Below are 25809 nucleotides of genomic sequence, written 5' to 3' on the forward strand. Positions count from 1 at the left end.
GCTAGACTGTCCGACCCTGTTCTAGCAGTTCGCGGATCCGTCGCAGTTCGCCGAGCATCTCGCTGGACTCCGCGTCGTCGTCCGGAACGACGACCGGTTCCGCGATATCCTCTCCCTCGGTCGCCTTCGGCGGCCGCTCTCTGACTCGTCCCAGGATCTGTTCCTGGATGTCCTCGAAGTCACTGACGCCACCGATGGTCAGTTCCGCACCCATCTGGCCACCGTACCCAGCGGTATGGATGCCGACGGCGCCGGCGTTTACGAGGCGCTCGATGGGCCCCTGCGAGATGCCCACGTTCGTGATACGGTTGTAGGGGACAGTCGTCTTCTGCTGGAAGAAGACGCCGCGGCGGTACTCGACCTCGTCGTCGGTGAAGCGGTAGCCAGCGGTCCGGTAGAACGCTGGAATCCACCACGTCAGATAGCCAAAGACGGCCAGGACGACCGCGCCGCCGATCAGCGGAACCAACGGGTTCATCGCCGTCAGGATGCCTGTGGCGGCCAGGATTCCGACGACCGCGAGAACGATCACGACCGTGATCGCCTCGTAGGTGAAGTAGTAGCGGCGCAACTGTTCGGGTTTGAACCACTCGTTGTGCGGTCGCATACGTAGTGAGAGGACCGCAGAGGTAATGAAAATTGACTAACACTCTCGGCAGGTGAGAATCCACATCGCTGTCGGCGTTCTCGGTGCGTGACTACAGCCCGACCCATATATGTGATCTCGTGATCATTTTCCAGGTATGCCCTCGACGACCACTGACAACCCGCAGGACTCGCGGCGGGACGTCTCTGTCCCCGTCATCGTGGGGCTGCTCGTCTCGTTGTTCGGGGCCACACTGCTCGGGTGGATCGATCTGCTACACTGGGTAGACGCGACCGCGACACGGTCCTTCCTGGCGAACTCGCTGTCGAGTTGGCTCCTCGTCGGCCTGGTGTTCCTGATCGTCCGGTACGGCGAACGACGACCGCTGCGTTCGATCGGGTTGCAGACCCCCACTCGCAGGGAGACGGTAGTCGGGGTCGGTGCGGGGCTGCTCGCGGTCGTCCTCGGTCTGTTCGTGACCGGGGTAGCCGTCGTCGCCCTGCAACTGGAACAACCGGAGACGCTCTCGGCTCTGAGCCAACTCTCGATACCCGTCCAGTTGGTGATCGTCGGGACGGCCGTCGTCGCCGAGGAGATCCTCTGGCGGGGCTACCCCATCGAGCGCCTGAGCGAGGTGACCGGACGTATCTGGATCGGCGCTGCGGTCAGCGGGACTGTCTTCCTCGCTGTCCACTTTCCGGCCTGGGGACTGGTCGGTGCGATCCCACAGGCGGTGTTCACACTCGTCCTCGTGGGCGTCTACGTGTGGTCTCGTAATGTCGTAGCCTGCATGCTCACACACGGCGTCATCAACGTCCTCATGATCATGGTCTTGCCCGCGGTCCTGTGACCGACTGTTCGTCTCCCCAAAGTGTGAGAAAACCCACACGATATTTCACCACGCCCTACGAACATATCGTCGATTCCCGATGAACGCGTCCCTCACTCGCCTGCTCTGGAACGACGACACGGACCGTCTCAGGCTCCCCTGGCGATTGTTCGTGTGGTTGGTGGTGCTCGTCGTCCTCGGACTGGTCGCACAACTCGTCATCGTGTGGATTCGGAGCCCGTCGGTCCAGCCCCTGCTCGTGGTCGTCACGCCCGGGTTGTCTGCCGACAGGGCGTTGAACGCCGTTCTCAACGTCGTCTTCCTGATCTCACAGCTCGTGGTGATGATCGGGAGCGTCTACGTCGCCGGGCGGTTCCTCGACCGGCGAGCGTTTCGGGATTTCGGCTTCCACGTCGACCGAGGGTGGTGGGTGGACCTCGGCTTCGGACTCGCACTCGGCGCCATCCTGATGACGGCTGTCTTCCTGTTCGAGCTGGCTGTCGGGTGGATCACTGTTCGGGACCTCTTTTTCGTCTCCCGCAGTGGCTCCCCGTTCTGGCCGTGGTTCCTCTGGGGACTCGTCTCGTTCGTCGCCGTGGGTATCTACGAGGAACTCCTCTTTCGCGGCTACCTGATCACGAACCTGGCGGAGGGATTCACGTGGTTCGAGCGCGTCGGGCGGACTGGTGCGGTCGCCATCGCAGTGCTCGTGACCTCGCTCTTTTTCGGCGTCGCCCACGCCGGGAATCCGAACGCGACGCTGGCGAGCACGGCCGGCATCGTCGTCGCTGCACTCATGCTGGCGGGCGGCTACGTCCTCACCGGCGAACTCGCGATTCCAATCGGCATCCACATCACGTGGAACTTCTTCCAGGGGCCGGTCTACGGGTTCCCGGTCAGCGGAACGAACGGCGGTGTCGCGCTCGTCGCCACCGAACAGGCCGGTCCAGTGGTGCTCACTGGCGGGAGCTTCGGCCCGGAAGCCGGCGTCATCGGCCTGGTAGCGGCCGGTCTCGGGCTCGGACTCGTCGCCCTGTGGGTCAGGTGGCGTGAGGGCGATCTGCGTGTCGCGTCGGCGATCACCCAGGTCGAGCGTCTCGGCGCGGAGATCTCACGATGAGGTCCAGCCGACTGCTGCGTGAGGCTGCAACCGCTGGCGGTATCGCCGTCCCGGTCGTGGCTGGACTGCGACTGAATCGACGCTACCAATCGGACATGGAGGCAGCCTACGCCGCCATCGAGCATGCCCCCACGTCTGTCGCCGAGACGTCAGTCGGGCGGATTCAGTATCAGACTGTGGGCAGGGGCGTTCCGGTACTGGTCGCACACGGGATCGTCGGAGGCTTCGATCAGGCCCTCCAGACGGGAGCCCACCTCCTCGATGCCGACACGACAATCCTCGGCGTCTCTCGCTTCGGGTATCTGGGATCGGAACGACCGGCGGAGCCAACACCAGAGGCCCAGGCACAGGCATATGTCGATCTGCTGGACGAACTCGCTATCGAGGCGGCTGTCGTCGTCGGGACGTCGGCAGGCGGTCCGGCAGCGATCAGGTTCGCGCTCGACTATCCCGACAGGACTCACGGCCTGGTACTGATCGGCTCCGCCGCACCGAGCGACCACCCTGTCGGGGGCCCGACGGGACCGCCGCACGCGATGCTGCGAGATCCAGTGTTCTGGGCCCTCGTGACCTACGTGCCGTGGGTTCTGCACAGGCTGTTCGGAATCGACCGCGGCGAATACCGCACAGCCTCGCCTGTGGCACGGCGGCGCGTCGCGGAACTGCTCGAGACGATCCTCCCTGTCGAACCCCGTGTTCCCGGCATCCTCGCCGACGAGTCCGTGACGAACAGAGCGATGATCGAGCGCTCCGACGAGTACCCGCTGGAAACACTGGACGTCCCCACGCTCGTCGTCCACGCGGAAGACGATCCACTGGCCTCGTTCGAGGCCGCCAGGCGGATGGTACGACGGCTTCCGAACGTCGAGTTCCTGCAGTACGAGACCGGCGGACATCTCGTGTTCGGGCACGGTGACGAGATCCGACGGACGGTCTCGACGTTCGTAGAGCGGTATAGCTAATTGGCACACTCACCCATCCATACGGCCCGAATATCCGGATTTCATTCTCGTCGAACGAGAACCACCCGCTCGATTTATACTGTTATCTAGAGAACAGTAACGCGGTGAAAGACAGATGAGTCAACTCGAATCCACCGCGGATACGGCATTCTCGATTCGGGGAGTGACGTTCGCGCCCCGGACACTGGCGGGTGTCTGCTTCTTCGCGCTCGCTGCACAGTTCATGACCGTCATCATGCTCGCAGCGGCGATGGTTCCCGGCTACGACTTCCGCGGGGGCGCCATCAGTGACCTCGGGGTGTTCCCCGAGACGGCGCTGCTGTTCAACGTCTCCCTGGTCGTCGTCGGCCTCCTGAACCTCGCCGGTGGGTACTTCTTCTACCGGATCCACGGAAAGCGCTGGTTGCTGGCGGTCTTCTCGATAGCAGGCATCGGCGCCATCGGTACTGGACTGTTCCCGCTCGACACTGGCGGCCTCCACGGTCTCGCAGCGTTGCTCGCGTTCGTGTTCTTCAACGTGCAGGCCATCGGGAGCGGGACCCGACTCGGTGGCGGAATGCGAGCCCTGTCCGTCCTCGCCGGTGGACTCGGCCTCGTCTTCGTCGTCTTGATGGCACTCGGTGACGCGGGCAACGCCGCTGCCTTCGGCCCGATCGGTCACGGCGGCACCGAGCGGATGATCGTCTACCCCGTGATGCTCTGGCTGATCGCCTTCGGCGGCTACCTGCTCGGGAAGGGTGACCGTCCGAGCGACGTCCGACAGCCAGCCTGAGGCCCGTCTCCAGGCCCTCCCGCCGCCGCGATGTCGGTGCTACGCGGCCTGTACTCGCCTGGTCCCTGTATCGCCCGCCGACTGACCACTGCCCACCGAGATACCGTGCAACACCGATACATCCATTCCACCGTCGTGCTCGCCCTGATCGTCGCGCTCGTGAGCGCACCGATCGGAGCGACAGCACCCCCTACCGACACCTCCACCGAGCCAATCCCTGTCCAGGCAGACCTACATGATCGGACTGCGACCGAGGCCTGGCTCGACGAGACGATGGCCCAACAGCTCGAAACACACAACGTCCCCGGTGCGGCTGTCGTCGTCGTCAGCGACGGCGAGGTGGTTCTCGCGAAGGGCTACGGATACGCGGACCTCGAATCGCAGCGCCCCGTCGACGCCGACGAGACCGTCTGGAGCGTCGGTTCGACCGGCAAACTCGTGACCTGGACGGCCGTGATGCAGGGCTTCGAGGCGGGGCGACTCGACCGTGACCGTGATGTCACCGACTATCTCACCGACTCGGCGGTCTCGGTCCCGAACACGTACCCCGAGCCCATCACGCTGAATCATCTCGGGACCCACTCGGCGGGGTTCGAGGACAGCTTCGCGGGAATGGTCGCCGACGATCCCGACGATATACGGCCGATGGAAGAAACGCTCGCCGCCCACCAGCCGGCCCGTGTCAGGCCCCCTGGCGAGTTCGTTGCCTACTCGAACTACGGGACGGCCCTGGCTGGACACGTGGTGGCTGAACAGTACGACACGCCGTTCACCGAGCACGTCGACGACCGCATCTTCACGCCGCTAGCGATGGACGATACGACCTACGCCCAGCCGCTCCCAGCCGGTCTGGAATCACGCCGCGCTCTCGGCTACACCTACCAGAACGGCGCGTACCAGTCACACGACCCCGTGATCTGGACGCTCCCGCCGGAAGGGGGCTCCCTTCGCACGACCGCGACGGACATGAGCCGGTTCATGCTCGCACACCTGAACGAGGGGACGTACGGCTCGGAACGCATCCTCGAAGCGCAGACCGTCCGTGAGATGCACGCTCGCCAGTTCACGAAATCCGAGACGGTACCGGAGTTGAACGGGATGGCCTACGGCTTCATCGAGATGGACCGCAACGACGAGCGGATCGTCGGCCACTGGGGCGACACGCCACGGTTCACGAGCCTGCTCGCTCTCTACCCCGAACGTGACACGGGGCTGTTCGTCGTCTACAACAGTCCGGGCGGGGGCCGTGCGCGGTTCGAACTCCTCGACGCCTTCACGGATCGGTACTACCCGGACTCGGAGACGCCGGTCGTCGAACCGCCAGCCGGGGCCGCCGAGCGAGCCCGGGAACTGACGGGTGACTACCGCTCGCTGACGGTCTCCGAGTCGTCCTGGGAGCGCGTCCTCGGCGTGATGACGCGAACGTACACCGTCCGAGCAACCGACGAGGGGTATCTGACGACCGACCGACTCGGCGCGGAGACACAGACCTGGGTCGAACGACGCCCCGGGGTCTACGAGGAAGTGGGCGGGAGTGATCTGCTGGTCTTCCGCTTCGACGAGACCGGTGACGCGACACACGTGTTCCGACACGCCTTCGGGCCGGCCACGTACGAACGCGTCCCGTGGTACGAGAGCCTGGCTGTTCTCCAGGGGATCCTCGGCGCGGGTGTCCTGGCGTTCCTTTCCGTGATCGGGCTCTCGCTCGGTGCCCCGGTGTGGCGCCGATGGCGCGGCCGGGCAGCGCCGACAGCGCGCGAACGGGCCGCTCGCTGGCTCCTGGGAACGGTGAGCCTGCTGTGGCTGGCAGTGCTGGTGATCTTCCTGCTGGCCTGGATCAACTTCAACGCGGAGGCTGCCTCACCGTCGCTGGCACTCCAGGCCGGCAAGATCCTCCGGTACGTCGCGCTCGGGGGGACCGTCGGTGCCGTCGTCGCGACCGGGGTCGCATGGCGCGACGGTTATTGGGGGCGCTGGGCCCGACTGCACTACGCGCTAGTGACGGCGCTCGCTCTCCTGTTCGCCTGGCAACTATCCCTGCTCCGAATCCTGCCCCTGTAGCATCCACTCCAGAACCATGATTCCAGACCCACCGACCGACCGTCGGAGTATCGAACCATGAACCAGCAGCTTCGCGGGATCGTCGACGCCCATCCGGTTGCGGCGTTCTTCGTGCTCGCTTACGCTCTCTCCTGGGTGGCCTGGCTCGGTCCAGTTCTCGGACTGGCCGAACCAGTCGCCACCCTCGGGTTCATCGTCGGCGGCTATGGCCCAGCACTCGCCGCCCTCCTCGTCGTGTGGGTGGGGAGCGATTCGGTCCGTGCATGGGCAGGCCAAATCGTCGACTGGCGCGTCGCACCGCGGTGGTACGTGGCCGCACTCACTACCCCGCTCTTGCTCGTCGTACTGACGAGCGTGGGGCTCGTACTCGTCGGTATGGCCGTCGACCCTGGACTCCTTCCCGGCCGGATCTCGCTCGTCCTCGTGTCCTTCGTCAGCATCGCGCTCGTCGGCGGCGGCAACGAGGAACCGGGCTGGCGAGGGTTGGCGCTGCCGAAACTCCAGGAGCGATACGCCCCGGTGCCGGCGACCCTCGTTCTCGGCGTGGTCTGGGCGCTCTGGCACCTCCCGTTGCTGGCGACCGGTCCCACGCCGTTCCACGGTCTCGCTGATCTCGCCGCCCTCGCGCCCTCCATCGGGGTTCGACTCCTGAACATCGTCGGCGTCGCGTTCGTCCTGACGTGGATCTACAACGAGACCGGCAGCGTCCTGCTCGCTATCCTGGCACATACTGGGTTCAACACGGCAAACAGCACGCTCGTCCCGCTCCCGCTCGACGTCATCAGTGCCGGCGATTCAACGACGATCCTCGTCGTCACGACGGTCGCTATCTGGGCGGTCGTCGCCGTGCTGTTCGTCGGCACCCGGGGTCAGTTCGGGTACGAGGCCGACTCCGGGACAACGGCGCCGACTGCCAGTCCCAGGTCGGAGGTCCAATGACGGGGACCGACGACAGTGCCACAACTCCTTTCTCGACGCCGGGAGACGACCAACCAATGTCGACTGCGGAGCGGGCCTCGTTCGGCCGTCGGTTCGGTATCGCCCTGCTGCTGGGCCTCCCCGGAATCGTGGCGCTCGTCGGGTACATCTACTTCACGACGCCGCCGACCGCCATTCCACCCGGGCTGTCGCGGCCGCTTCTCGCTGTCCTCTCGGCTGTCAACCCCCTGCTCCTCCTGGCCATCGCCTGTCTGCTCGGCGCGTACGCCGCGCCCCGCGTCGGGCTGCGCTCGTACGTCATCGAGGGCGGTGGCTCCGACGAGAGTCGCTGGACACACCTCCGTGCCGACGCCGGACTGGCGGTCGGGGTGGGTATCGCCGGAGGTATCCTGATCGTCCTTCTCGACGCGGTGCTGCTGCCGTTCGTCGCTCAGGACCTCCCACAGTCGGTGATCGGCGCGACGAGACCGACGATACTGACCGTTCTGGGGTACGCGCCCGTTCGGTTTCTCTACGGCGGGATCACCGAGGAACTCATGTTGCGGTTCGGGCTCATGTCGGTCCTCGTGTTCGTCGGCTGGCGCGTCACCGGGCGCCGCGCAGATGGCCCTGGACCCGCCGTCGTCTGGGCTGCGATCGTCGTATCCGCCGTGCTGTTCGGCCTGGGTCACCTTCCGGCGCTCGCGCAGGCCGTCACACTCACTCCAGCCCTGATCGTTCGGACGGTGCTGCTCAACGCGGTCGCCGGGGTTCTGTTCGGCTGGCTCTACTGGCGACGCAGTCTCGAAGCCGCGATGGTAGCGCACGCCTCGTTCCACGTGCCACTCATCGTGCTTTCGCTCGTTCAGGTCGCGCTGCGCTGACCGAGCGGTCCCGCTGACCGCCACGTTCATTTCCGTCATCGTCGAAAGCAGTCGTATGCCAGACAACGTGCTCGTCGCCGTCGACGGCTCCCCCCTCTCCGAGCGCGCGCTCAGATACGCGCTCGAGACCTTTCCGGACGCGGCCATCACGTCGATCTACGTCATCGACCCAGTCGACTCGATCATCGACGTGGAGGCCGGGGGCCTCCCGGTGGCCGAAGAGTGGTACGACACCGCTCAGGACCGAGCGAACTCGATTCACGCGACGGCGACGGCTCTCGCAGCAGAACACGACACCGACCTCGAGACCGTCACCGAAATCGGGCGGCCAGCGACGGCGATTCTGGACTATGCCGACGACAACGCCGTCGACCAGATCGTCGTCGGCAGCCACGGCCGGTCGGGGCTCGACCGGGCACTCCTCGGGAGCGTCGCCGAGCGGGTCACCCGCCGCGCACAGATTCCGGTGGCAGTCATCGCATGATGTCCCCGGCAGACACTAGCGACTCGACCCGGAGGCAGGGGAGCCGTGGCAGCGACTGAACCAGCCCAGCGCTCGACGTGTACGATCCAGATCGAACGACGAGGTGGCCGTGGCGAGGCGGGAGCGCGCGCACTCGAACGACGGTTGCAGAACACGCCTGGGGTTCACGAGGTCGACGTCTCGTTCCGAACCGGGAGCGTTTGGGTCGCCTACGACGAGGGTGTCACCTCCGAGGCAACGATTAGACAGGCGGTCCGTGGCCGGAACGTCTCACTGCAGGCGGAGACCGAGTCGGCGACCGACGGCGTGAGCACCCGCTCGGAACTCAGGCGGGAGGCGATGTTCGTCGGTCTGACGCTCCTCGGCATGGTGACTGGCTTGGCGACAGGGTGGCTCGACGGTCCACAGTCACTGCTGTGGACCGGCTACGGCGTCGCGTACGTCTTCGGTGGTTGGTACGGCCTGAAAGGCGCCATCGAGACCCTCCGCCACCGCGCCGTCGACATCGATCTGCTGATGATCGTCGCCGCACTCGGGGCGTTGTCGATCGGCGCGCCGTTCGAGGGTGCGATGCTCCTCTTTCTGTTCTCGCTGTCGAACACGCTCCAGCACTACGCTATCGGTCGGTCCCGTCGTGCGATCAAGTCCCTCGTCGAGATGCGGCCCGACGAGGCACAGGTCCTGCGTGACGGCGCGGAGGTCACCGTCCCGATCGACGAGGTCGCGGTCGGCGACGTGTTCGTCGTCCGCCCAGGCGACAAGATTCCGCTCGATGGCGTCGTTTCGTCCGGCGAGGGAACGGTCGATCAAGCCTCGCTCACCGGCGAGTCAGTGCCCGTGCCCAAAGAGCCCGGTGACGAGGTGTTCGGCGGCACGATCAACGAGAGCGGGAGCCTCGAAATCGAGGTCACGCGGCAGGCCCACGAGTCGGCGATCAGCCGCCTCATCCACATGGTCGAACGCGCCCAGAGCGAGAAAGCCCCGACCCAGCGACTCATCGACCGCCTCGAACAGCCCTACGTGCTCGGGGTGTTCGCACTCACGATCGCAGCGATCGGGATTCCGCTCGCGCTCGGCAGTGAGTTCACCAGCACGTTCTACCGAGCGATGACGCTCATGGTCGCGGCCTCGCCGTGTGCGGTCATCATCTCGACGCCTGCGGCTGTCCTCTCGGCGATCGCCTCCGGCGGACGGCAGGGAGTCCTGTTCAAGGGCGGCGAACACGTCGAGACGGCGGCCAACATCGACGCCGTCGCCTTCGACAAGACCGGAACGCTCACGCAGGGGGACACGCAGTTGACCGACGTGTTCGTGCGCGAGGGCGCGGGCGACGATGCACCGACCGACGACGAATTGCTCGCTATTGCGGCCGCGGTCCAGGCTCGCTCGGAGCATCATCTCGCCCGGGCGACCGTCACGGCCGCAGACGAACGCTCGCTGACGGTACCCAGCGCTCAGCGGTTTCAGTCGGTCGCCGGAAAGGGGGTCCGCGCGGACGTCGAGGGGGCGACCATCCACATCGGGAACCGGAGCTACTTCCGGACCGTGCTCGCGAACGAACAGATCGACGGGTTCGAGACCGGGGTCGAGCGACTCCGGACCCTGGAGTCGGAGGGCAAGACGAGCGTGCTGGTCGCTCGGGAACACGACGGCGGCGTTACTGTCCTGGGATGGCTCGCGTTCACCGACACGGTCCGTCCCGGCGCGGCCGAGATGATCGCCGACATCCGCTCGCTGGGGGTCGAACATATCGTGATGCTCACGGGCGACAACGAGCGCGTCGCACAGCGAATCGCCGACGAGGTCGGCATCGACGAGGTCCAGGCCGAACTGCTCCCCGAGGAGAAGGTGACCACCATCGAGGACCTCGTCGACCGCTACGAGAACGTGGCGATGGTCGGCGACGGTGTCAACGACGCTCCGGCGCTCGCCACGGCGAGTCTCGGTGTCGCGATGGGTGGTGCGGGGACCGACGTGGCACTCGAAACCGCCGACGTCGTGTTGATGGGCGACGACCTCAGCAAGATCCCCTATGTCCTCGGACTCGGGCAAAAGACCCGCCGGACGCTCCTCGTCAATCTCGCGATCGCCTTCGGCGCGATCGGGCTCATGGTCGGCACGATCCTCCTCAGGGGGATCCCGCTGCCGCTCGCGGTGGTCGGTCACGAGGGATCGACGGTCCTGGTCTCGCTGAACGGTCTCCGGTTGCTCGGGTACCACAGGTGAGACACCGCTGCCCCTGCGATGGCTGTGCGCTTCCCTCTCGTTTTGGACGTACACTGACTCCCAAGTCGCTCCGACTGATAGTACAGACGGCTCCCGAACTCCCGTTCCCGTCCGGCGAGAGCCGTCGTCTACTATTAAATGATATTGAGTCGAACACTCATCTGTGACCAGCAATGGTATCTGTGCGCCCCTTCGTCCGCCGACACCGCTTCGCTGTGTTCGTCCTCCTCACGTTCGTCCTGACGTGGATACCGTGGGGGGTCGTCGCTCTCGACCTCCGGACCGGGCGCTCGTCGTTCGTGACACCGCTCATCCTGCTCGGGGGATTCGGTCCCTTCCTCGCAGCTATCCTCGTCGCCGCTGCAGGTGGCGACATCCGCTCGTGGCTGGGGACCCTCGTCGACGTGCGGGCGCCACTTGCCGTCTGGGTCGCCGCAGTTCTGGTCCCGGTCGTCCTCTACGTCGGCGCGCTCGTAGTGTTCGTCGTCTTCGGCGGCGGGTTCGACCGTGCTGGCGTCCTGCCAGCCGCGGCGATCCCGGCCATCGCGTTCGCGACGCTCGTCCGCGGTGGACTGGAGGAACCTGGCTGGCGTGGACTCGCCCTTCCGGTCCTCCAGCGACGGGTCGGGGCGTTCCAGGCGAGTCTCGTCATCGGCATCGTCTGGGCACTCTGGCACGTTCCCCTGTTCCTGCTGCCAGGGAGTTCCCAGGCCGGGACACCGTTCGCGCTGTACGCCGCTGCCGTCGTCGGGATCAGCGTCATCACGACGTGGCTCTACAACGCGGCGGGAGGCCGGACGCTCGTCGCCATCGTCTTCCATACGCTCTCGAACGCCGTATCGGTGACCACGGCTGGCGGCGTCATCGGTGACGAGGTGGCTTCGCAGGTCGCGTTGCTCGCCGTCGTCTGGACGGTCGTCGCAGTGCTGATCTGGCGATACGATACCGACCGGCTGTCCCCGAATCCGCTCCCGGACGGTGGATTGGATCTCGCGGTACCCGTCACCGATACGAGGCGAGACGGGGAGGCGGGAGACGCACCGAGAGCGACGGAGTCGGAGTAGTTCAGCTGACTACCGGCCCAGAGGAGTGGTTCGAAATCCCTGACTTTCATCATACTTCACCGACCGGTTCGAGCGGCGACCGCCGGCACACGACCGCGCTTCCGCTTCGTCGAATTCGCGTAAGGGGTTTTTGAAAGAGGTGGCCGTAGCGGCGACTGTGACCGCCGATGGGACCCGAGCGACGAAGTGAGGTCGACTCAGGCAGTGCTGTCAGCAGCCCTATTCGCCTCGTCGGTACGGGACTCGCCGCAGGTGTCGTCTGCATCGTCGTCACGATCGTCGCAGCTGCGAGCGTGACGAGCGTCCTCGTTGATTCGACCGTCGATGTCGGAACTATCGGTGCCGTCGGCGTCGTCGCGTTCCCGACCGGGATCGCACTGGGCGTTCGTTATCCCGAGCAGTGGCCCTGGCCGGCACTCGTCGCAGGCGGACTCACCGGTATGTTCCTCTTCCTCCGCGGTCTGCTCTTTCTCGCACAGGGGAATCCGATATCGTATCCATTGCTGTTCGGCCCCGTGGGCGCTACCGTCGCTCTCGGCGGCGCGCTCGGGGGTGGCTGGATCGGCGCTCGTCCTTACGTCGCCCGCAGGCTGTCACCGCCGCAGCTCTCAGCACTTGCTCGCGCCGGGCTGGCCGTGGCTGGTGGCTGGACAGCGATCGAACTCCTGTTCGGACTGGGTCTCGCGTCGACGGTGGGGACAACCCTCGACAACACGTTCGCCGGCAGTCTCGTCGCGACGGTCGTCGGCTTCCCGATGGCCGCACTATTCGCGGACCGGTACGCTCGCCGCGTCGGCATGGGTCGGGACGATTGGGGGTACCGGACGACCGGCCGGACCGTGGGCCTGGGACTCGGTCTGGGTATCGTGACCGCCGTCGCCGTGCAGGGTACCGGACGCATCGTCGTGGCTGTCGGCGGCGCAGACGCAGCAATCGCTACCTTCGGCTTCCTGCTTGCCGACCTCGAAGCAGGGGTGTGGGTACTCCTGCTGTTCGCGATCGCTCACGGCATCGTTGCGCCGGTGGCGGAGGAACTGGCCTGGCGTGGCGTCGTCCAGTCGGCACTGGTCGAGGCACAGGGGAGAGTCCTGGGTATCACCGTCACTGCGCTGCTGTTCACAGCCAAACACGCGGTGCTCGACGCGTCGCTCGCCCGGGTCCCGTCAGTCCTACTGCTCGCGGTTGTTCTCGGGTACGTCCGGGACCGATGGGGAACGACCGCGAGTACGGTCGTCCACGCGACCGTCAACCTCGCGAGCGTCCTCGGACTCGCCGTCCTCGTGTACGGGTAACATCGTTGCGATGACTCTGTTGCGCCTCTCTACGGACGACAGTACGGTGTCCGGAATACAGAAGCCGTCTGTCCACAACAGTGGTGTGGTAGTCGTTCCCTACTCCGCCTGAGATACCTGGCCATTATTCCACTGAGCGGACATAGCTACAGGTCAGAAAGGATGGAGCGACACGCCTCGGTAGACATCCGAGTGGTATCGGAGTTCCTCGTCCTCGCGTTCGCCATCTCGTGGGGTGGTCTGACCGTGCTCCATTTGATCGGTGTCGATCTCGGACGTAGTACCGGACAGGGCCTTGGCTCTATTCTCTTCATGGGTTCCCCTGCCATCGCGACGGTCATACTCCTCCGGGGTCGCCGAGCAGCCATTCAGAAGCGAACCGGACTGTACCGAGGGCATATTCGGTGGATTATCCTCGCTTGGGTCGCACCGGGTGGGCTAACCGCCGCGATGATCGGTGTCGGTCTCACGCTCCCGGGCACGACGTTTACGATCGACTATTCAGTGTTCTTGCTCGAACTCGGTTTCACAGAGAGAGAAGCCGGTGCGACGATCGCAGCACTGGCGGCGACCGGCGTGCCGGTAGCCGTTCTCTTGACCGGTCTGGGACTCGTTCTCGGGGCAACGCTCTTCGCGCTCGCCGCCTTCGGTGAAGAACTCGGCTGGCGGGGGCTGTTGCTCACGGAGTTGGCGCCGCTCGGATTCTGGAGACTGTCGCTCTGGACGGGCGTCGTCTGGGGTATCTGGCATACCCCACTCGTCTTGCTCGGACTCCAGTTCCCGGGCGACCCAGTGGTCGGCGTCGTCACGATGACTCTCGCGACCGTGGCGTTGTCGCCGATCTACACCTACCTGACTGTCCGGGCCCAGTCGGTACTCGCCGCGACGTTTTTTCATGGATCGTTCGTCCTTGGTGTCTTCACGTCGGTGTTCCTGACGGGGCGGAGTGAACTCGTGCTCTCTTCCTTTGGCGTCGTCGGAATCGTCGCCGCGCTGTTTGGCATCGCAGCGTGTGTGGCACACGATCGCTTCCTCGCTGATGAACAAATCACGACTGGTGATCCACTGTGTCCCTGGTCCCGTACTGAAGCGCGAAGCCGAAGTGGTCCTCCGTGTCGATATTGGTAACGTCGGTGACATTCCCGCCCGACGATAGTCCGAGGCGTCAACTGTCCTGCTGGGACTTCGTATCTGGCGGTGTCGGGAGTGTCACTCGCGGCGAGTTCGACAGCTGTCGGGGACCGTAGACGCCGAGGAGGACGCTACCGGCGGCGACGAGAACCAGGGTATAGGACCCGTAGCCCGTGACGGTGCCGACCGCCTCGACCCCGCCGGTCGGGAAGTAGGCGGCGATCGGGTTGATACCACCGTGGTACAGCATCGGGACGAGCACACTCCCCGAGGAGTTGTAGAGCCACGTGAGAACGATCGACGTGAACAGCAAGGCGACGACGTACGGCACCAGTGGCAGCTCGCTCTGCGCACTCCCGGGGAGGAAAAAGAGGGGTGCGTGCCAGAGCGTCCAGACGAGGCCGACACCGATACTGGCGACTACCGCCGAGAAACGCTGCTGGAGCGCGGGGAGTGCGAACCCTCGCCAGCCAAGTTCCTCCTGGCCACCGCCGACGAAGAATACGACGACGACCGCGATGGGATAGAACCACAGCGGGTTGATCGCGTCGAGATCGATGCTCGCGCCGAAGACGACGACGTGAACGAGACCGGCGAGACCGATGAACACCGGCGGCAGGACGAGCGCCCAACCGAACCACCGTGCAGGGGTCCGGATCCGGAGGTTCGAGCGGGCCCACTCGCGGCTGCTCCGTCCAGTCGCGGAGAGTGCGACGAGCGCGCCGACGAGCGGGCCGAACCCGCCGACTCTGGCGAGAATACCCAGCGCCGACGACGGGACGAAGCCCACGAACAGGAGCGCCCAGAGGCCCCACGAGAACGCGAGTGTCCCCCCGACGAAGAACGCGAAGGCCCGCACGGCGTCACCGTCGGCCCCTGTGTCTCCCTCGGTCGCCGAGTCGCCGTGCGGACGTGGCTCGGTAGTCATGACCTCGAATTCACCCGACGAATCCGTGCGCGATGCCTGCGGCGAGGAGGGTCCCGCGGCGGTCGACGAGCCAGCCGGTAACGATACCGACGAGGAACACGACGAGGAGGAGCGGCCAGGCCGAGACGGGGTAGTATCCGAGGTGGGCGAGCGCGAAGACGGCCGCCTGGCCCACGATCGCGACGAGCCGTCCGTACCGATCCTGCAGGAGGCCCTGGAGGAACCCACGGAACAGCGTCTCCTCCTGGAAGGCGGCGATTGCGAACCCGAAGAACCACCCGAGCAACAGGTTCACCGCGAGCCCTGTCCCGGCCTCCGTCGCAACGGTCGGGGATGGGTCCGCGCCGGCCGCTCCAACGGGTGCGAGTCCGGGGAACAGCGCGGTGAGCGCGAGGGTGCCGCCGAGCGTGGCGACGAGCACCAGAACGATCCCGGCGACTCCCCAGAGCAGGTCCCCGCGGAACCGGCCCCGGTCGACCCACCACGCGCGGAGGTCGACACCCACCCAGCGAGTGAACCCGAGGTAGACCAGCCCGACCGAGAGCAGCAGGAAGATCCCGCCTAGGAACGCGAGGAAGACCCGGTCCGTGCTGTAGCCACCGGGGAAGTACCGGTCCCAGGCACGGGCGAGCACTGCACGGAGGACGACGAATGCCCCGAGGAGGACGAGGCCCCTAACCTGCTGGGTGCGCGTGAGAGACGACGCCCGAAGCGAGCCCGGAGCGGCCGAATCGTCGCTGTCTCCTCCGGCCGACCGAGTGTCCCCGGTGTCATCAGTTCCGCCCCTGGACGGCGGCGAAGCGAACCGATCGATTGCGACGCGATAACCGGCATAGCCGACGGCCAGGAGACCGAGCGCCACGACTGCGGCGCCACCGACAAAGAGTGGTGAGGCGGTACCAGGGTCACTGGAGAGCAGGACGAGCAGCGCTCCGATCGCAGCGAGGGCCACCAGCAGCACGGCCGCGACCATGTACGCGATCAGCGCCCACTGACTCGGTGTCGCCACCTCGTAGCCCCGGTAGGTCCGGTCGGTGTCCGTCGACGGGAGCAGCGATCCGATGCCGACCGCGACGCTGGCACCCGTGACGGTCACAACGGTGGCGAGTGTCGCCCCGACGACGATCGTCGGGATGGGGACGCCCGCTGTGATGCCAAGGACGATGGCGCCGGCGATTGCCAGGGGCGCTCCGGCGATGAGACCGGCGCTCACGTGGCCCAGCACGAGCGTCCGGGGTACGGTCGGAGAGAGGAATTCGACGGTGCGCATCTCACCCGCTTCACCGAGCGGGTTCAACCCGAAGATCGCACCGGAGACGTAGACGCCGGCGAAGACGAGCACACCGCCGACGACCACCGGTAGCGATTCCGGGTCGTTGAGAGTACCGAACACCGCAGCGGCGACGACGATGACCAGCGGGAACAGCGCGGTGAACCGCACGGGAAGCCGCAGCCAGCGCACCCAGAGGCCGAGTGCGACCGACAGCGGACGCGGCCCAGCACGTGGCGGAAACGGCCGTTCGGGCCGGTGGGTGGCGCCCGCCTCGGGGGTCGCCATGCTAGCAGGGTTCGTCACAGTGTCTCGTTGCAATAGTCCCGTCGGCGTGGCGTCGGCGAACCAGAGTCGCGGCGCGAGTCGGGTCGCGACGGCGAAGCACGCGGGAATACTCGCCAAAACGGCTGCGCCGACGAGCACAGATCCCGTGTCGAGTGTTGGGCCGAACGAACTCCCGAGGAAGACGAACGCGAGATACTCGGTCGCAGGGAGCGCGATCACCGACAGGGGTTCGAGCGGTTCGGTCGCACCCATTACCGGTGCCATCGCAGCATAACTCAGTCCCATCAGCGCGAGCAACAGGACGAGTCCGAAGGCCCGGCTGACAGACCGGAGGCGTCGACTTTGCAACAGTCCCAAAACGACTAGCTGCCCGACAACGGTCCCGAGTATCGAGATGGCCGTGAACAGCGGAACCACGGCCAGCACAGCTGTCAGGAGTATCGCGGGCATCCCGGCTCCGATGGCGAACCCACCCGCGAACAACAGCGTCGGGAACAAGACGAACCCCACGAGCTGGATCGTCGTGTGGATGGTCGTTCCGAGGAGGACGGCCCGCGGCGTTGTGGCCGTCAGCAGGAGGCTGTCGCCGTCGGGCCGTCCCTGCTGGACGACACGAATCGCCCCCATCACGACGAACACGACGACGAGCAATGTGAGCTGAATCCCGAGGACGTCGAGCGGGAAACCTCCCTGACTCGCGGCGTCCCGTCCGGCCGAGTGCGCGATGCGGCCCCAGAAGACGAGTATCGGAGCGAACAGCGCGAGGAACCCGACGACCGTCAACTGTCGCTTGCGGGTCCCGAAAGACGTTCGCAGCGACCGCCGGAGTTCGACGCGTGCGATGCCGAGCCCGTGCCGGAGGTCGTGTCCGAGCGCACTCATGTGGGTGCCTCGGCCGCTTCCTCTTCTTCGTGGTCGGCCGTCACCTCGAGGAACGCCTGTTCGAGCGTGCGCTCTTCACCTGTCTCGGCTCGGCGCTTGAGATCGGCCGGTGAGCCCTCGGCGACCAGTCGTCCCTCGTGGAGGACGCCGATGGTGTCTGCGAGTTCGTCGACGACCGACAGGATGTGTGTCGAGAGGAATACGGTCGTCTCCTCGTCGACCAGGTCCTGGATGACGTCCAGCACCGTCCGTGCGGCCCGCGGGTCGAGGCCGCTGGTCGGTTCGTCAAGAAAGAGAATCGCGGGTTCGTGGAGCAACGCCTGGATCAGGCCGATTTTCTGTCGCATTCCCTTGGAGTACGTCGAGATCGGACGGTCCGCGTCGTCGACCATATCCAGCCGCGCCAGTAACGCATCGATCCGGTCGTCTGCGGTGTCGTCCGCGATATCGTGCAGGAACGCGACGTACGACAGTTGTTCACGGCCGGTGAGTTCTTCGTAGAGCGGTGGTGTCTCCGGCAGGTACCCGAGGTGACGGGTGACCTGTTCGCGGTCGGCAAGGGGGGTGCCCATGATAGTCGCGGCCCCCTCCGAGGGCGGCAGCAGCGTCGTCAGCATCCGCATCGTCGTCGTCTTGCCGGCCCCGTTCGGCCCGAGGAAGCCGTAGACGCTCCCCAGTGGAATCGCGAGGTCGAGGTGGTCGACCGCCACGTGGTCGCCGAACCGCTTTGTCAGCCCCTCTGCGTCGATCGCCAGGGGAACCGTCTCACCCCCGTATCGGTCACCACGGTCTACTGGAGGGTCAGTCGTCATGTCTTCGGATACGTCAGCAGGACTATAAAATTTGAACCGAATTGTCACCAACCGAGAAGCGATTGTCGTCAGAGTCAGAACCCATCACCGAATTGATCGACGGTGTCCGAACGACGAGCGGCACCGAACTCGCGGGTGACAGCAGTCTACGCGTCCGGGCGTTCGAGATTGAGCGTGTGGCCGACCTTGCGGCTGACGGACGGAGTTGCGTTCGGCAGGTCGGCAGAGCGCTCCCGTGCCGCCGGCCGATGGTCCGGACGCCCACCTGCTGTATTTGCGATCATGCTCACTGAATTAATTGATCGGGTTCGATTGCCCGCTCCGAGGTTCGTGCATCGAGGAACGCCTCCGCATCGAGTGCTGCCATACTTCCGGTGCCGGCAGCCGTTATGGCCTGGCGATACGTAGGATCTGCGACATCGCCAGCAGCAAAGACGCCGTCGACACCAGTCTCGGCCGTCATCCGACCTGCTGCATCCGTTTTGGTCTGGACGTACCCCGCCGCGTCGAGTTCGATTGCGGTGTCGGTCAAGAACTCTGTGTTTGGCGTATGACCGATAGCGTAGAAGACGCCCTGGATATCGACGACCTCGCGCTGGACATCGTCTCCGTCAGCTATTCGTTCTGTGGGATGCCCGTCGGGGTGGGAGATGAGCGTCGCGCCCGTCACACCGTCCGCCTGCGAGCCGTGGATGGTCGTCAGTTCTGTGTTCCAGCGGAAACTGATAGCATCGTGATCGCGTGCGCGTCGAGCCATGATATCCGATGCGCGAAGCTCTTCGCGCCGGTGGACGATCGTAACGGAGTCGGCGAACTTCGCCAGGAACAGCGCTTCCTCCATCGCAGAATCCCCGCCGCCGACCACCAGAACATCGTGTCCCCGGTGGAATGCCCCATCGCAGGTGGCACACGTCGAGAGCCCGTAGCCCATCAACTCTTCTTCGTTCTCCGCACCGACCCAGCGAGCGCTCGCGCCGGTCGCCACAACGAGTGCCTGCGTCTGTATCGTCTCACCGGAGGTGAGTGACAGTTCGATAGGATCGCTGTCGAGCGTGGCAGACTCGATACGACCGTGGTCGAACGTCGCACCGAACCGTCTGGCTTGTTCTTTCCCACGCTGGACCAGTTCCATCCCGCCGATACCGTCGGGAAAGCCCAGGTAGTTCCCGACGTCAGTCGTCAGGGTCAGCTGTCCGCCGGGCTCGTCGCCTTCGAGCACGAGCGGTGCGAGGTCCGCACGAGCGGCGTACACCGCAGCAGACAGTCCGGCCACGCCAGACCCTGCGATGACGAGGTCGTATGGCTCGCTCATCTACGTGTACGACCCCACGAGGGACCGCAGCTGGTCTTCGGGCTGGACGCCGACGACCTCTTCGACCTGCGCACCGTCGGCAAACAGGATCAGTGTCGGAACCCCACGGACACCATAGGCGCTTGCCAGTTGCTGGTGTACGTCGACGTCGACTTTCGCGACGGTTGCGCCGGTTTCCTCGGCCAGTCGCTCGACGATCGGTTCGAGCATCTTGCATGGCCCACACCAGTCGGCGTAGAAGTCCACGAGGACGACCTCGTGGGACGCGACGAGGTCGTCCAGATCCGACGGGTCGTCAACTGTGATTGGTCGTGTCGGCGACTCCGCATCTGCGTCCGCCTCAGTATCAGCTGTCATCATCGTCTGCTACGGACTACGAGTGTTTAATAGTTGTGGGTGTTCTATGCATTACTATCTCCGCCAATCGGATGTGTAGATGAGAATCCGGCGACAGCGAGATACCGGTCGAGGAGATAGTAGCGTTAGCTCTGGATCTGCAGTGGCGACTCGGTCTCGTCTCCGTACTTCGTCTCGAACTCCTGGATGAGCTGTCCCATCTTGGCGTACCAGTCATTGAGAATACGCTGCATCTGTCCCGTGATCTCCGAGGAATCAGTCGGCCGGTAGACGTGGTAATAGCCACCCTGGTCGTAGTTGATCTGTTCTTTCTGGATGAAGTCCGTCTCGAGCAGGCGCTGTACCGCCCGGTAGGCGGTCGAGCGTTCTCTATCGACGGCTTCAGCTAGCTCGTCGACAGTGAGTGGCTCTCCGGCAGTGACGAGGGCCCGGAAGCACTCCTTGTCGAGTTCTTTGAGGCCGTGAAAACACTCCAGTAGTCCTTCGCACTTCATCTCCTGTTGTAGTTGCTCGCGCATCGAGTCTGGCATTGATATATCTGTACAGTGGTGTTCTGCCGGTAAAAAGTTTTGTGTGATTTAGACAATAGTGTCTGGCACCCGCCTCACGCAGGTGAGGACGACTGACCGTCTTCGCGGAGCGCAGTTACACTGCTGTAGACGACGGCCCCGCTGACCAACAACGCGGAGCCGAGGATGAGGATCAGGCTGACCGTATTCAGCACGTCGATACCGTAGACGTTGCCGACCTCACGGACAGCGACGGCCAGGGCGCCACCGAGCAACATCAGGCCGAAGTACACCTTGATATCCTCCTCGTCGACGATGCTGGTCGCGGCCGATCCCACTCTGGCGCCGAACGCACTCCCCGCCAACAGTGGGAGGACGATGGAGAGGTCGACACCGCCGTCGAGTGCGTACAGGAAGCTTCCCAGCCCGCCCGAGAAGACGATCTCGAAGAGGTCGGTCCCGACGGCGATGGGGACCGGAACTCCGATGAGGTAGAACAACGCAGGCATGCGGATGAACCCGCCGCCGACGCCGAGGAACCCGGAGAGGAGTCCGGTGACGAACGCAACTCCCAGTATCATCCACAGCGAGACGCTGACGCCCCCACGGAGCGAGATCATCGGCGGGACACGGTACGACTGAATCTTCCTGGCAATGTCGGGGATATCGCCGGCGTCGACGTCGGCGTCTGCTGCGTCGTGGTCGATTCCACCATCGCTATCACCACCGCGCAGCGCCTCGTATGTGACGAACGCACCGATTCCGCCCAGCAGGACGACGTACGTGACGCTGATGATGCTGCCAGCCATCCCGAGCGTCTCGAGGTGGAGGACTATCTCTTTCCCGACTTCGATGCCGGCGGTCGTCCCCGCGATCATCAGCACGCCCAGTTTGTAATCGACCTGCCCCATGTCTCGGTGTTTCAGCGTCGCGATGACCGAGGTTCCGAACACGAACGCGAGTCCGCTCCCGACGGCGACCCGGGTGGGGTATCCCATCACCAGCAGTGCTGGCGTGACAAGGAACGACCCCCCCATCCCGAAGAATCCGAAGAGGACGCCGATCAGCAGACCGAACCCGACGAACAGCACGACCATCGCCAGACTGAGTCCCAGTATCTCCATCTGTCACTCTCCCCGTAACCGCGTGACGACGCGCTGTCCGAGCGCCTCTTCGAGCGCACCGTACCCGACGTAGAGGAGGGTGGCCTCTAAGAGTACCGCGCCGATGAGCATCGCTGCGTCGATGCCCTCCCCGCTCGTGGACGCAAAGGCTGTGAGGTCTACCATCGATACCCGCCTCCGAAATTGTGCTGTCGTGTGTACATCATACGTTTCTGCTCGTCTCACCGTAACCGGGTGGCACTGATAACGGTTTTGGATATTCTATACAATATTACTGCAGAGTATCACACGACTATCCCACGGAGATATCTGTATACGTTATACGGATATCGGGTTCCATCTGCGGCAGTTCGAAAACCCGAATTCAGGATGTAATTAAGCCTCGCGCACCACTTCCATACCGTTTTCCTGGAAGAATTCCACTCCGAGATAGTTCCAGGGATCGACCAGAAGACGTGCGATATCCCCTTCCTCAAAATCTATTCTCCCCGACTATATTGCTCAAAAGAAACAATATTAATGATCGGCTGCGTACCGTCGAACATGAGGGCAATCTATGCGACAGACCTCTCGGCGGCGAGCGAGGCGGCGATCCAGAACGAAACCTGTCTCGAATGTCTCCACCGCATCGGTGTCGACACAATCCATCTTGTCACGGTCGTTCCATCGAACGTTCACGCGGGGATGCCTGGAATGAACTTCAGCAAGCGGCGCGAACAGGATCTCAGACGGTACCGGAACGTCATGGAGAACGCTGGGTTCGACACGGAGGCCCACGTCGTCCGAGGGACGCCCTTTCGACGCATCAACGGTATCGCGGAGGCGGAGAAAGCCGACTTGACGATTATCGGGTCCCGGGGACAGAGTCCGCTCGACAACCGCTTCATCGGCTCCACTGCCCGGAATCTCGCGCGGACCACCGTGGTGCCGCTGCTGGTCAATCGCATCGAGCGCAGTACCGACGAACCGGATCTACTCAGGGAGCATCTGTTCCAGCGGGTGCTCTATGCGACGGACTTCTCCGAGAACGCTGAGCGCGCTTTCGACGCGTTCCAGTATCTCCGCCACGCGACCCAGGAGGCGACGCTCGTCCACGTCGAATCACCGAAGGATCCGGCGATAGACGACGAGGATCCGTCCGACCGGCTGGAAGCGCTCGCGGACACGCTGACACAGTGGGACATCGAAACAGCTGTCGAGGTGCGTCGTGGTGACCCCGCCGAAGAGATCCTCGACGTCGAGACGGCCGTAACGCCGACGACGACGCTCGTCGGCTCTCGTGGCCAGAGTCGGATGCGTCGGCTGTTACTCGGAAGCGTCTCTGAGACGATCGTCGCCCGCGCGCAGGGGAACGTCTACCTCGTCCCGCCGCCCAGAACAGCCTGATACTGGCGGTCAGAGCACGCCTGGCGGTCTCGCCAATCGGGTTCGACGGGGAATACGAGAGCGAACGGCCGGACGTGCAGAACTGAACTTCGATCGTGGCCGAATCGGGGTGGGAGTCAGTCCGCTCCCGTGGGCGCAGCGTCGACGCCGTCGGCTGCCCGGCTTCGCCACCAGCCCTGTAGGTACGCGCCGAGGAACATCCCCGTCAGCGCCCAGAGTATGGTCACGTTACCGATGCCGAGGCTGGCGTAGGCGGCACCTGGACAGATTCCGGAGAGCCCCCAGCCGACGCCGAATATCGCGCCGCCGATCAGCACGTTCCGGTCGAAGGGCTTCAGCCGGCGTTCGAACCGGCTGCCAGTCAACGGCGCCCGGTCCAGCACGCGCGGCATGACGAAGAACACGACTCCCGTCACGGCCGCACCACCGAACATCACGAACAACAGGCCGAAATCCTCGAACTGGAGGAAGTCCAGCACCACCTCGGGACGGGCCATGTGGCTGTAGCCGAGCCCGAACCCGAAGATCATCCCGCCGACCAGGACGAGCGGGATGAACAGTGGGTGGCGGTCACTCGACGCCATCAGGGTGTCACCCCCAGTGCGGCGACGACCTGTGCCGTCAGTATCGCGACCAGCAGGAAGGCGAGCACGCCCGCCAGTGACGTTTTCGAGGCTGACCCCACGCCACAGACGCCGTGGCCCGAGGTACAGCCCTTCCCGACGCGTGTTCCGATACCGACGAAGAGCCCACCGACCAACAGCCGCCACCAGGAGACGTCCGTCGTCCACGTACCGCCTTGATAGATCACCGCGTACACTGCAGCCCCGAGGACGATACCAAGTGTGAACACGAGACGCCAGTCCCGTGAGGCGACGTACTGCTGGAACCGTGATTGCCCGGAGACGTACGACAGTGTCGATTCGAGGAAGGTACTCGCGCCGGCACTGATACCGGTTCCCACGTAGATGACCGCCGCACCGAGGCCGACGAAGAGCCCGCCGATGGCGTATCGGGTGATTCCGTTGGGGAACAACTCGGCACCCAGTTGCAGCGGGAGTGGGTCGACTACCATCGACGCTTAGTCACCCGCGAGCGATTCCTGGCTCGCCGCGCAGTTGTTCGGCCCAAGTTCTAGTGTGAACGCCGCGTCGTCGTCGACGGTTTTCTGTCCGAGGTTCGTCGCGATGATATCCTCGTAGTTGGCCGGCCGCGGCGGCATATCCGAGAGGATCAGCTCTACGAAGTCGTCCTCGTCCATCGTGAGCGCCGCCATCTCTTCGACGAGTTGCCCGATCGGAGCAGTATAGGTTCCGTCGTGGGCAGGGACGGCCGCGTCGCTGAAGTGTGCGCCGCCGACGAGCGTGTCGTCGGGGAGAGTCAGCACGCGCTCCTGCAGGGACTCGTAGAGCATCCGGGCAGCCTCGGGAGCCCCCTCGTCGCCCTCTTCGAGGTCCGGTCGTGCGACGCTCTCGACGAACAGCCCGTCACCAGTGGCGAGCAGGCTGTCGTCCACGAGATACGAGGTCATCCCGGTCGTGTGGCCGGGCGTCGCGACCGTCTCGATAGTCGCGTCACCGACGTGGAACTCGTCACCGTCCTGGGCAGTCGTCAGTTCGTCAGCATAGGTGACACCCCGATCCACAGCAGCGGCGGGGATGACGCCCTCGACACCTGCTGCGTCGAGGTCACGCACGCCGGAGACGTGGTCCGCGTGGATGTGTGTATCGAACGCGTATTTCAGGTCGACGCCCAGTTCGTCTGCGTCGTCGAGATAGCGATCGGTGAACGCGCGGAGTGGGTCGATGACGGCTGCTTCGCCGTCGTCGTAGACCAGATACCCGAGACAGCCCGAGGAGGGCCGCTGGTACTGCAGCAGCGTTCCAGCACCATCGTAGTCGGTGACCTCGACAGCGTCGTAGATGCGGGCCCACCCGTTCATTCCGTCTTCGAGATGGTGGACATCGTAGCCACGCTCGGCGAGCGTGCCTGCGACGTACTCGCTCGCACCGCCTTTCGCACAGAGGACCGTGACCTCTTGGTCTTCTGGAACGTCTGCGACGATCTCCGAATCCAGTTCCTCGTCCAGGAAGTGGAAGTACGGGACGTTGAACGATTCGACAGTCTCTCCGTCGATGTGCCATTCTTCATAGTCACCTGACATTCGCGCGTCGAGGATGGTGACAGCTTCTCCGTCGTCGATGCGTGATTTCAGCGTAGCGGGTGTGACCGATTCGACTTCTGCATCCGGGGTCGGGAAGTCTTCAGCGTTCATGTAGTGCATCCACTGCTACAGTGTTGAGATATAAAAGAGTTTGTATAGAATTCTCTTTAGTCTGCAATACTACTGGTGTGGCTTCCGATATTGAATCGGATAGTGGGGCTCAAGAACTGCTAATTCTGGATATCCCTATTCCCGAACTCATCTGAGTAGTGCTCGTATAATGCAATAGTCTTTGATAATCGAAACGATCTACACACTGATCGTATTGCTGTCGGGAGATCTGGTCTGCAGTGAGTTTCGATGGCTACGATATCTCAAATCGGGGATAGGACCAAAACGACGGGGAGACCGACGAGCGAGATGAGAAAGCCAGCTAGATATCGAGGAT

25 protein-coding genes are annotated in these 25809 nt (G+C 64.4%); 13 read left to right on the plus strand and 12 right to left on the minus strand.

The window, feature by feature from the left end; genetic code table 11:
• Position 1: 1 nt before the first annotated feature.
• Complete coding sequence (locus Hhyl2_RS21650) at positions 2–607, minus strand: PH domain-containing protein (protein ID WP_483552860.1); 606 nt, start codon at positions 605–607, stop codon at positions 2–4.
• A 136-nt stretch (positions 608–743) separates the two neighbouring features.
• Here Hhyl2_RS21650 and Hhyl2_RS21655 point away from each other — a divergent pair, with 136 nt between their 5' ends.
• The 12 genes from Hhyl2_RS21655 to Hhyl2_RS21710 all read left to right on the plus strand — a co-directional run bounded on the left by Hhyl2_RS21655 (position 744) and on the right by Hhyl2_RS21710 (position 14326).
• On the plus strand, positions 744–1436 hold the full coding sequence (locus Hhyl2_RS21655) for a lysostaphin resistance A-like protein (protein ID WP_483552861.1): 693 nt from the start codon (positions 744–746) through the stop codon (positions 1434–1436).
• Between the two features lie 79 nt (positions 1437–1515).
• The gene (locus tag Hhyl2_RS21660) at positions 1516–2535 is read left to right on the plus strand and encodes a lysostaphin resistance A-like protein (protein WP_483552862.1); all 1020 of its coding nucleotides are present in this window, start codon (positions 1516–1518) and stop codon (positions 2533–2535) included.
• The gene (locus Hhyl2_RS21665; RefSeq protein WP_483552863.1) at positions 2532–3497 is read left to right on the plus strand and encodes an alpha/beta fold hydrolase; all 966 of its coding nucleotides are present in this window, start codon (positions 2532–2534) and stop codon (positions 3495–3497) included. Before Hhyl2_RS21660 ends, Hhyl2_RS21665 begins: the two co-directional genes overlap by 4 nt.
• Positions 3498–3612: 115 nt before the next feature.
• A complete protein-coding gene (locus Hhyl2_RS21670; RefSeq protein WP_483552864.1) occupies positions 3613–4269 on the plus strand; it encodes a DUF998 domain-containing protein in 657 nt (218 codons plus the stop codon).
• Between the two features lie 105 nt (positions 4270–4374).
• Positions 4375–6330, plus strand: a complete 1956-nt coding sequence (locus tag Hhyl2_RS21675) for a serine hydrolase (protein ID WP_483552865.1) — start codon at positions 4375–4377, stop codon at positions 6328–6330.
• A gap of 57 nt (positions 6331–6387) precedes the next feature.
• Positions 6388–7269, plus strand: coding sequence for a CPBP family intramembrane glutamic endopeptidase (locus Hhyl2_RS21680; RefSeq protein ID WP_483552866.1), 882 nt, complete (start codon positions 6388–6390; stop codon positions 7267–7269).
• A gap of 56 nt (positions 7270–7325) precedes the next feature.
• The gene (locus Hhyl2_RS21685; protein WP_483552867.1) at positions 7326–8132 is read left to right on the plus strand and encodes a CPBP family intramembrane glutamic endopeptidase; all 807 of its coding nucleotides are present in this window, start codon (positions 7326–7328) and stop codon (positions 8130–8132) included.
• A 55-nt stretch (positions 8133–8187) separates the two neighbouring features.
• Positions 8188–8616 (plus strand): universal stress protein, encoded by a 429-nt coding sequence (locus Hhyl2_RS21690; protein ID WP_483552868.1) that lies wholly within the window; start codon positions 8188–8190, stop codon positions 8614–8616.
• Between the two features lie 45 nt (positions 8617–8661).
• Entirely contained in the window at positions 8662–10842 is a 2181-nt protein-coding gene (locus Hhyl2_RS21695) for a heavy metal translocating P-type ATPase (protein WP_483552869.1), read from the plus strand.
• Between the two features lie 173 nt (positions 10843–11015).
• Positions 11016–11906, plus strand: coding sequence for a CPBP family glutamic-type intramembrane protease (locus Hhyl2_RS21700; RefSeq protein WP_483552870.1), 891 nt, complete (start codon positions 11016–11018; stop codon positions 11904–11906).
• A gap of 167 nt (positions 11907–12073) precedes the next feature.
• Positions 12074–13198, plus strand: coding sequence for a lysostaphin resistance A-like protein (locus tag Hhyl2_RS21705; protein ID WP_483552871.1), 1125 nt, complete (start codon positions 12074–12076; stop codon positions 13196–13198).
• A 450-nt stretch (positions 13199–13648) separates the two neighbouring features.
• The gene (locus Hhyl2_RS21710) at positions 13649–14326 is read left to right on the plus strand and encodes a CPBP family intramembrane glutamic endopeptidase (RefSeq protein WP_483552872.1); all 678 of its coding nucleotides are present in this window, start codon (positions 13649–13651) and stop codon (positions 14324–14326) included.
• A 37-nt stretch (positions 14327–14363) separates the two neighbouring features.
• Here Hhyl2_RS21710 and Hhyl2_RS21715 read toward each other — a convergent pair whose 3' ends face one another.
• The 8 genes from Hhyl2_RS21715 to Hhyl2_RS21750 form a co-directional block, all read right to left on the minus strand.
• A complete protein-coding gene (locus Hhyl2_RS21715) occupies positions 14364–15257 on the minus strand; it encodes a CPBP family glutamic-type intramembrane protease (RefSeq protein WP_483552873.1) in 894 nt (297 codons plus the stop codon).
• A gap of 10 nt (positions 15258–15267) precedes the next feature.
• Positions 15268–17697, minus strand: a complete 2430-nt coding sequence (locus Hhyl2_RS21720; protein ID WP_483552874.1) for a lysostaphin resistance A-like protein — start codon at positions 17695–17697, stop codon at positions 15268–15270.
• Positions 17694–18509: an ABC transporter ATP-binding protein gene (locus Hhyl2_RS21725; RefSeq protein WP_483552875.1), complete on the minus strand. Its 816-nt coding sequence runs from the start codon at positions 18507–18509 to the stop codon at positions 17694–17696. Before Hhyl2_RS21725 ends, Hhyl2_RS21720 begins: the two co-directional genes overlap by 4 nt.
• Positions 18510–18795: 286 nt before the next feature.
• Complete coding sequence (locus Hhyl2_RS21730) at positions 18796–19821, minus strand: NAD(P)/FAD-dependent oxidoreductase (protein ID WP_483552876.1); 1026 nt, start codon at positions 19819–19821, stop codon at positions 18796–18798.
• Complete coding sequence (gene trxA, locus Hhyl2_RS21735; RefSeq protein ID WP_483552877.1) at positions 19822–20178, minus strand: thioredoxin; 357 nt, start codon at positions 20176–20178, stop codon at positions 19822–19824.
• Positions 20179–20303: 125 nt separating this feature from the next.
• Entirely contained in the window at positions 20304–20708 is a 405-nt protein-coding gene (locus Hhyl2_RS21740) for a helix-turn-helix domain-containing protein (RefSeq protein WP_483552878.1), read from the minus strand.
• A gap of 74 nt (positions 20709–20782) precedes the next feature.
• On the minus strand, positions 20783–21811 hold the full coding sequence (locus tag Hhyl2_RS21745; protein WP_483552879.1) for a sulfite exporter TauE/SafE family protein: 1029 nt from the start codon (positions 21809–21811) through the stop codon (positions 20783–20785).
• Between the two features lie 3 nt (positions 21812–21814).
• A complete protein-coding gene (locus Hhyl2_RS21750; RefSeq protein ID WP_483552880.1) occupies positions 21815–21976 on the minus strand; it encodes a DUF7512 family protein in 162 nt (53 codons plus the stop codon).
• 378 nt (positions 21977–22354) lie between these two features.
• On the opposite strand from Hhyl2_RS21750, the gene Hhyl2_RS21755 reads away from it, so the two are divergent.
• Positions 22355–23197, plus strand: a complete 843-nt coding sequence (locus tag Hhyl2_RS21755; RefSeq protein WP_483552881.1) for a universal stress protein — start codon at positions 22355–22357, stop codon at positions 23195–23197.
• 116 nt (positions 23198–23313) lie between these two features.
• On the opposite strand, the gene Hhyl2_RS21760 is transcribed toward Hhyl2_RS21755, so the two are convergent.
• Genes Hhyl2_RS21760 through Hhyl2_RS21770 form a run of 3 tightly spaced genes read right to left on the minus strand, consistent with a single transcriptional unit; the run spans position 23314 to position 25472 of the window.
• Positions 23314–23781, minus strand: a complete 468-nt coding sequence (locus Hhyl2_RS21760; protein ID WP_483552882.1) for a YeeE/YedE family protein — start codon at positions 23779–23781, stop codon at positions 23314–23316.
• Positions 23781–24272, minus strand: a complete 492-nt coding sequence (locus Hhyl2_RS21765) for a YeeE/YedE family protein (protein ID WP_483552883.1) — start codon at positions 24270–24272, stop codon at positions 23781–23783. Before Hhyl2_RS21765 ends, Hhyl2_RS21760 begins: the two co-directional genes overlap by 1 nt.
• Before the next feature lie 6 nt (positions 24273–24278).
• Complete coding sequence (locus tag Hhyl2_RS21770; protein WP_483552884.1) at positions 24279–25472, minus strand: MBL fold metallo-hydrolase; 1194 nt, start codon at positions 25470–25472, stop codon at positions 24279–24281.
• Positions 25473–25809 lie beyond the last annotated feature (337 nt).

This window comes from Haloarcula sp. H-hyl2 (assembly GCF_056934385.1).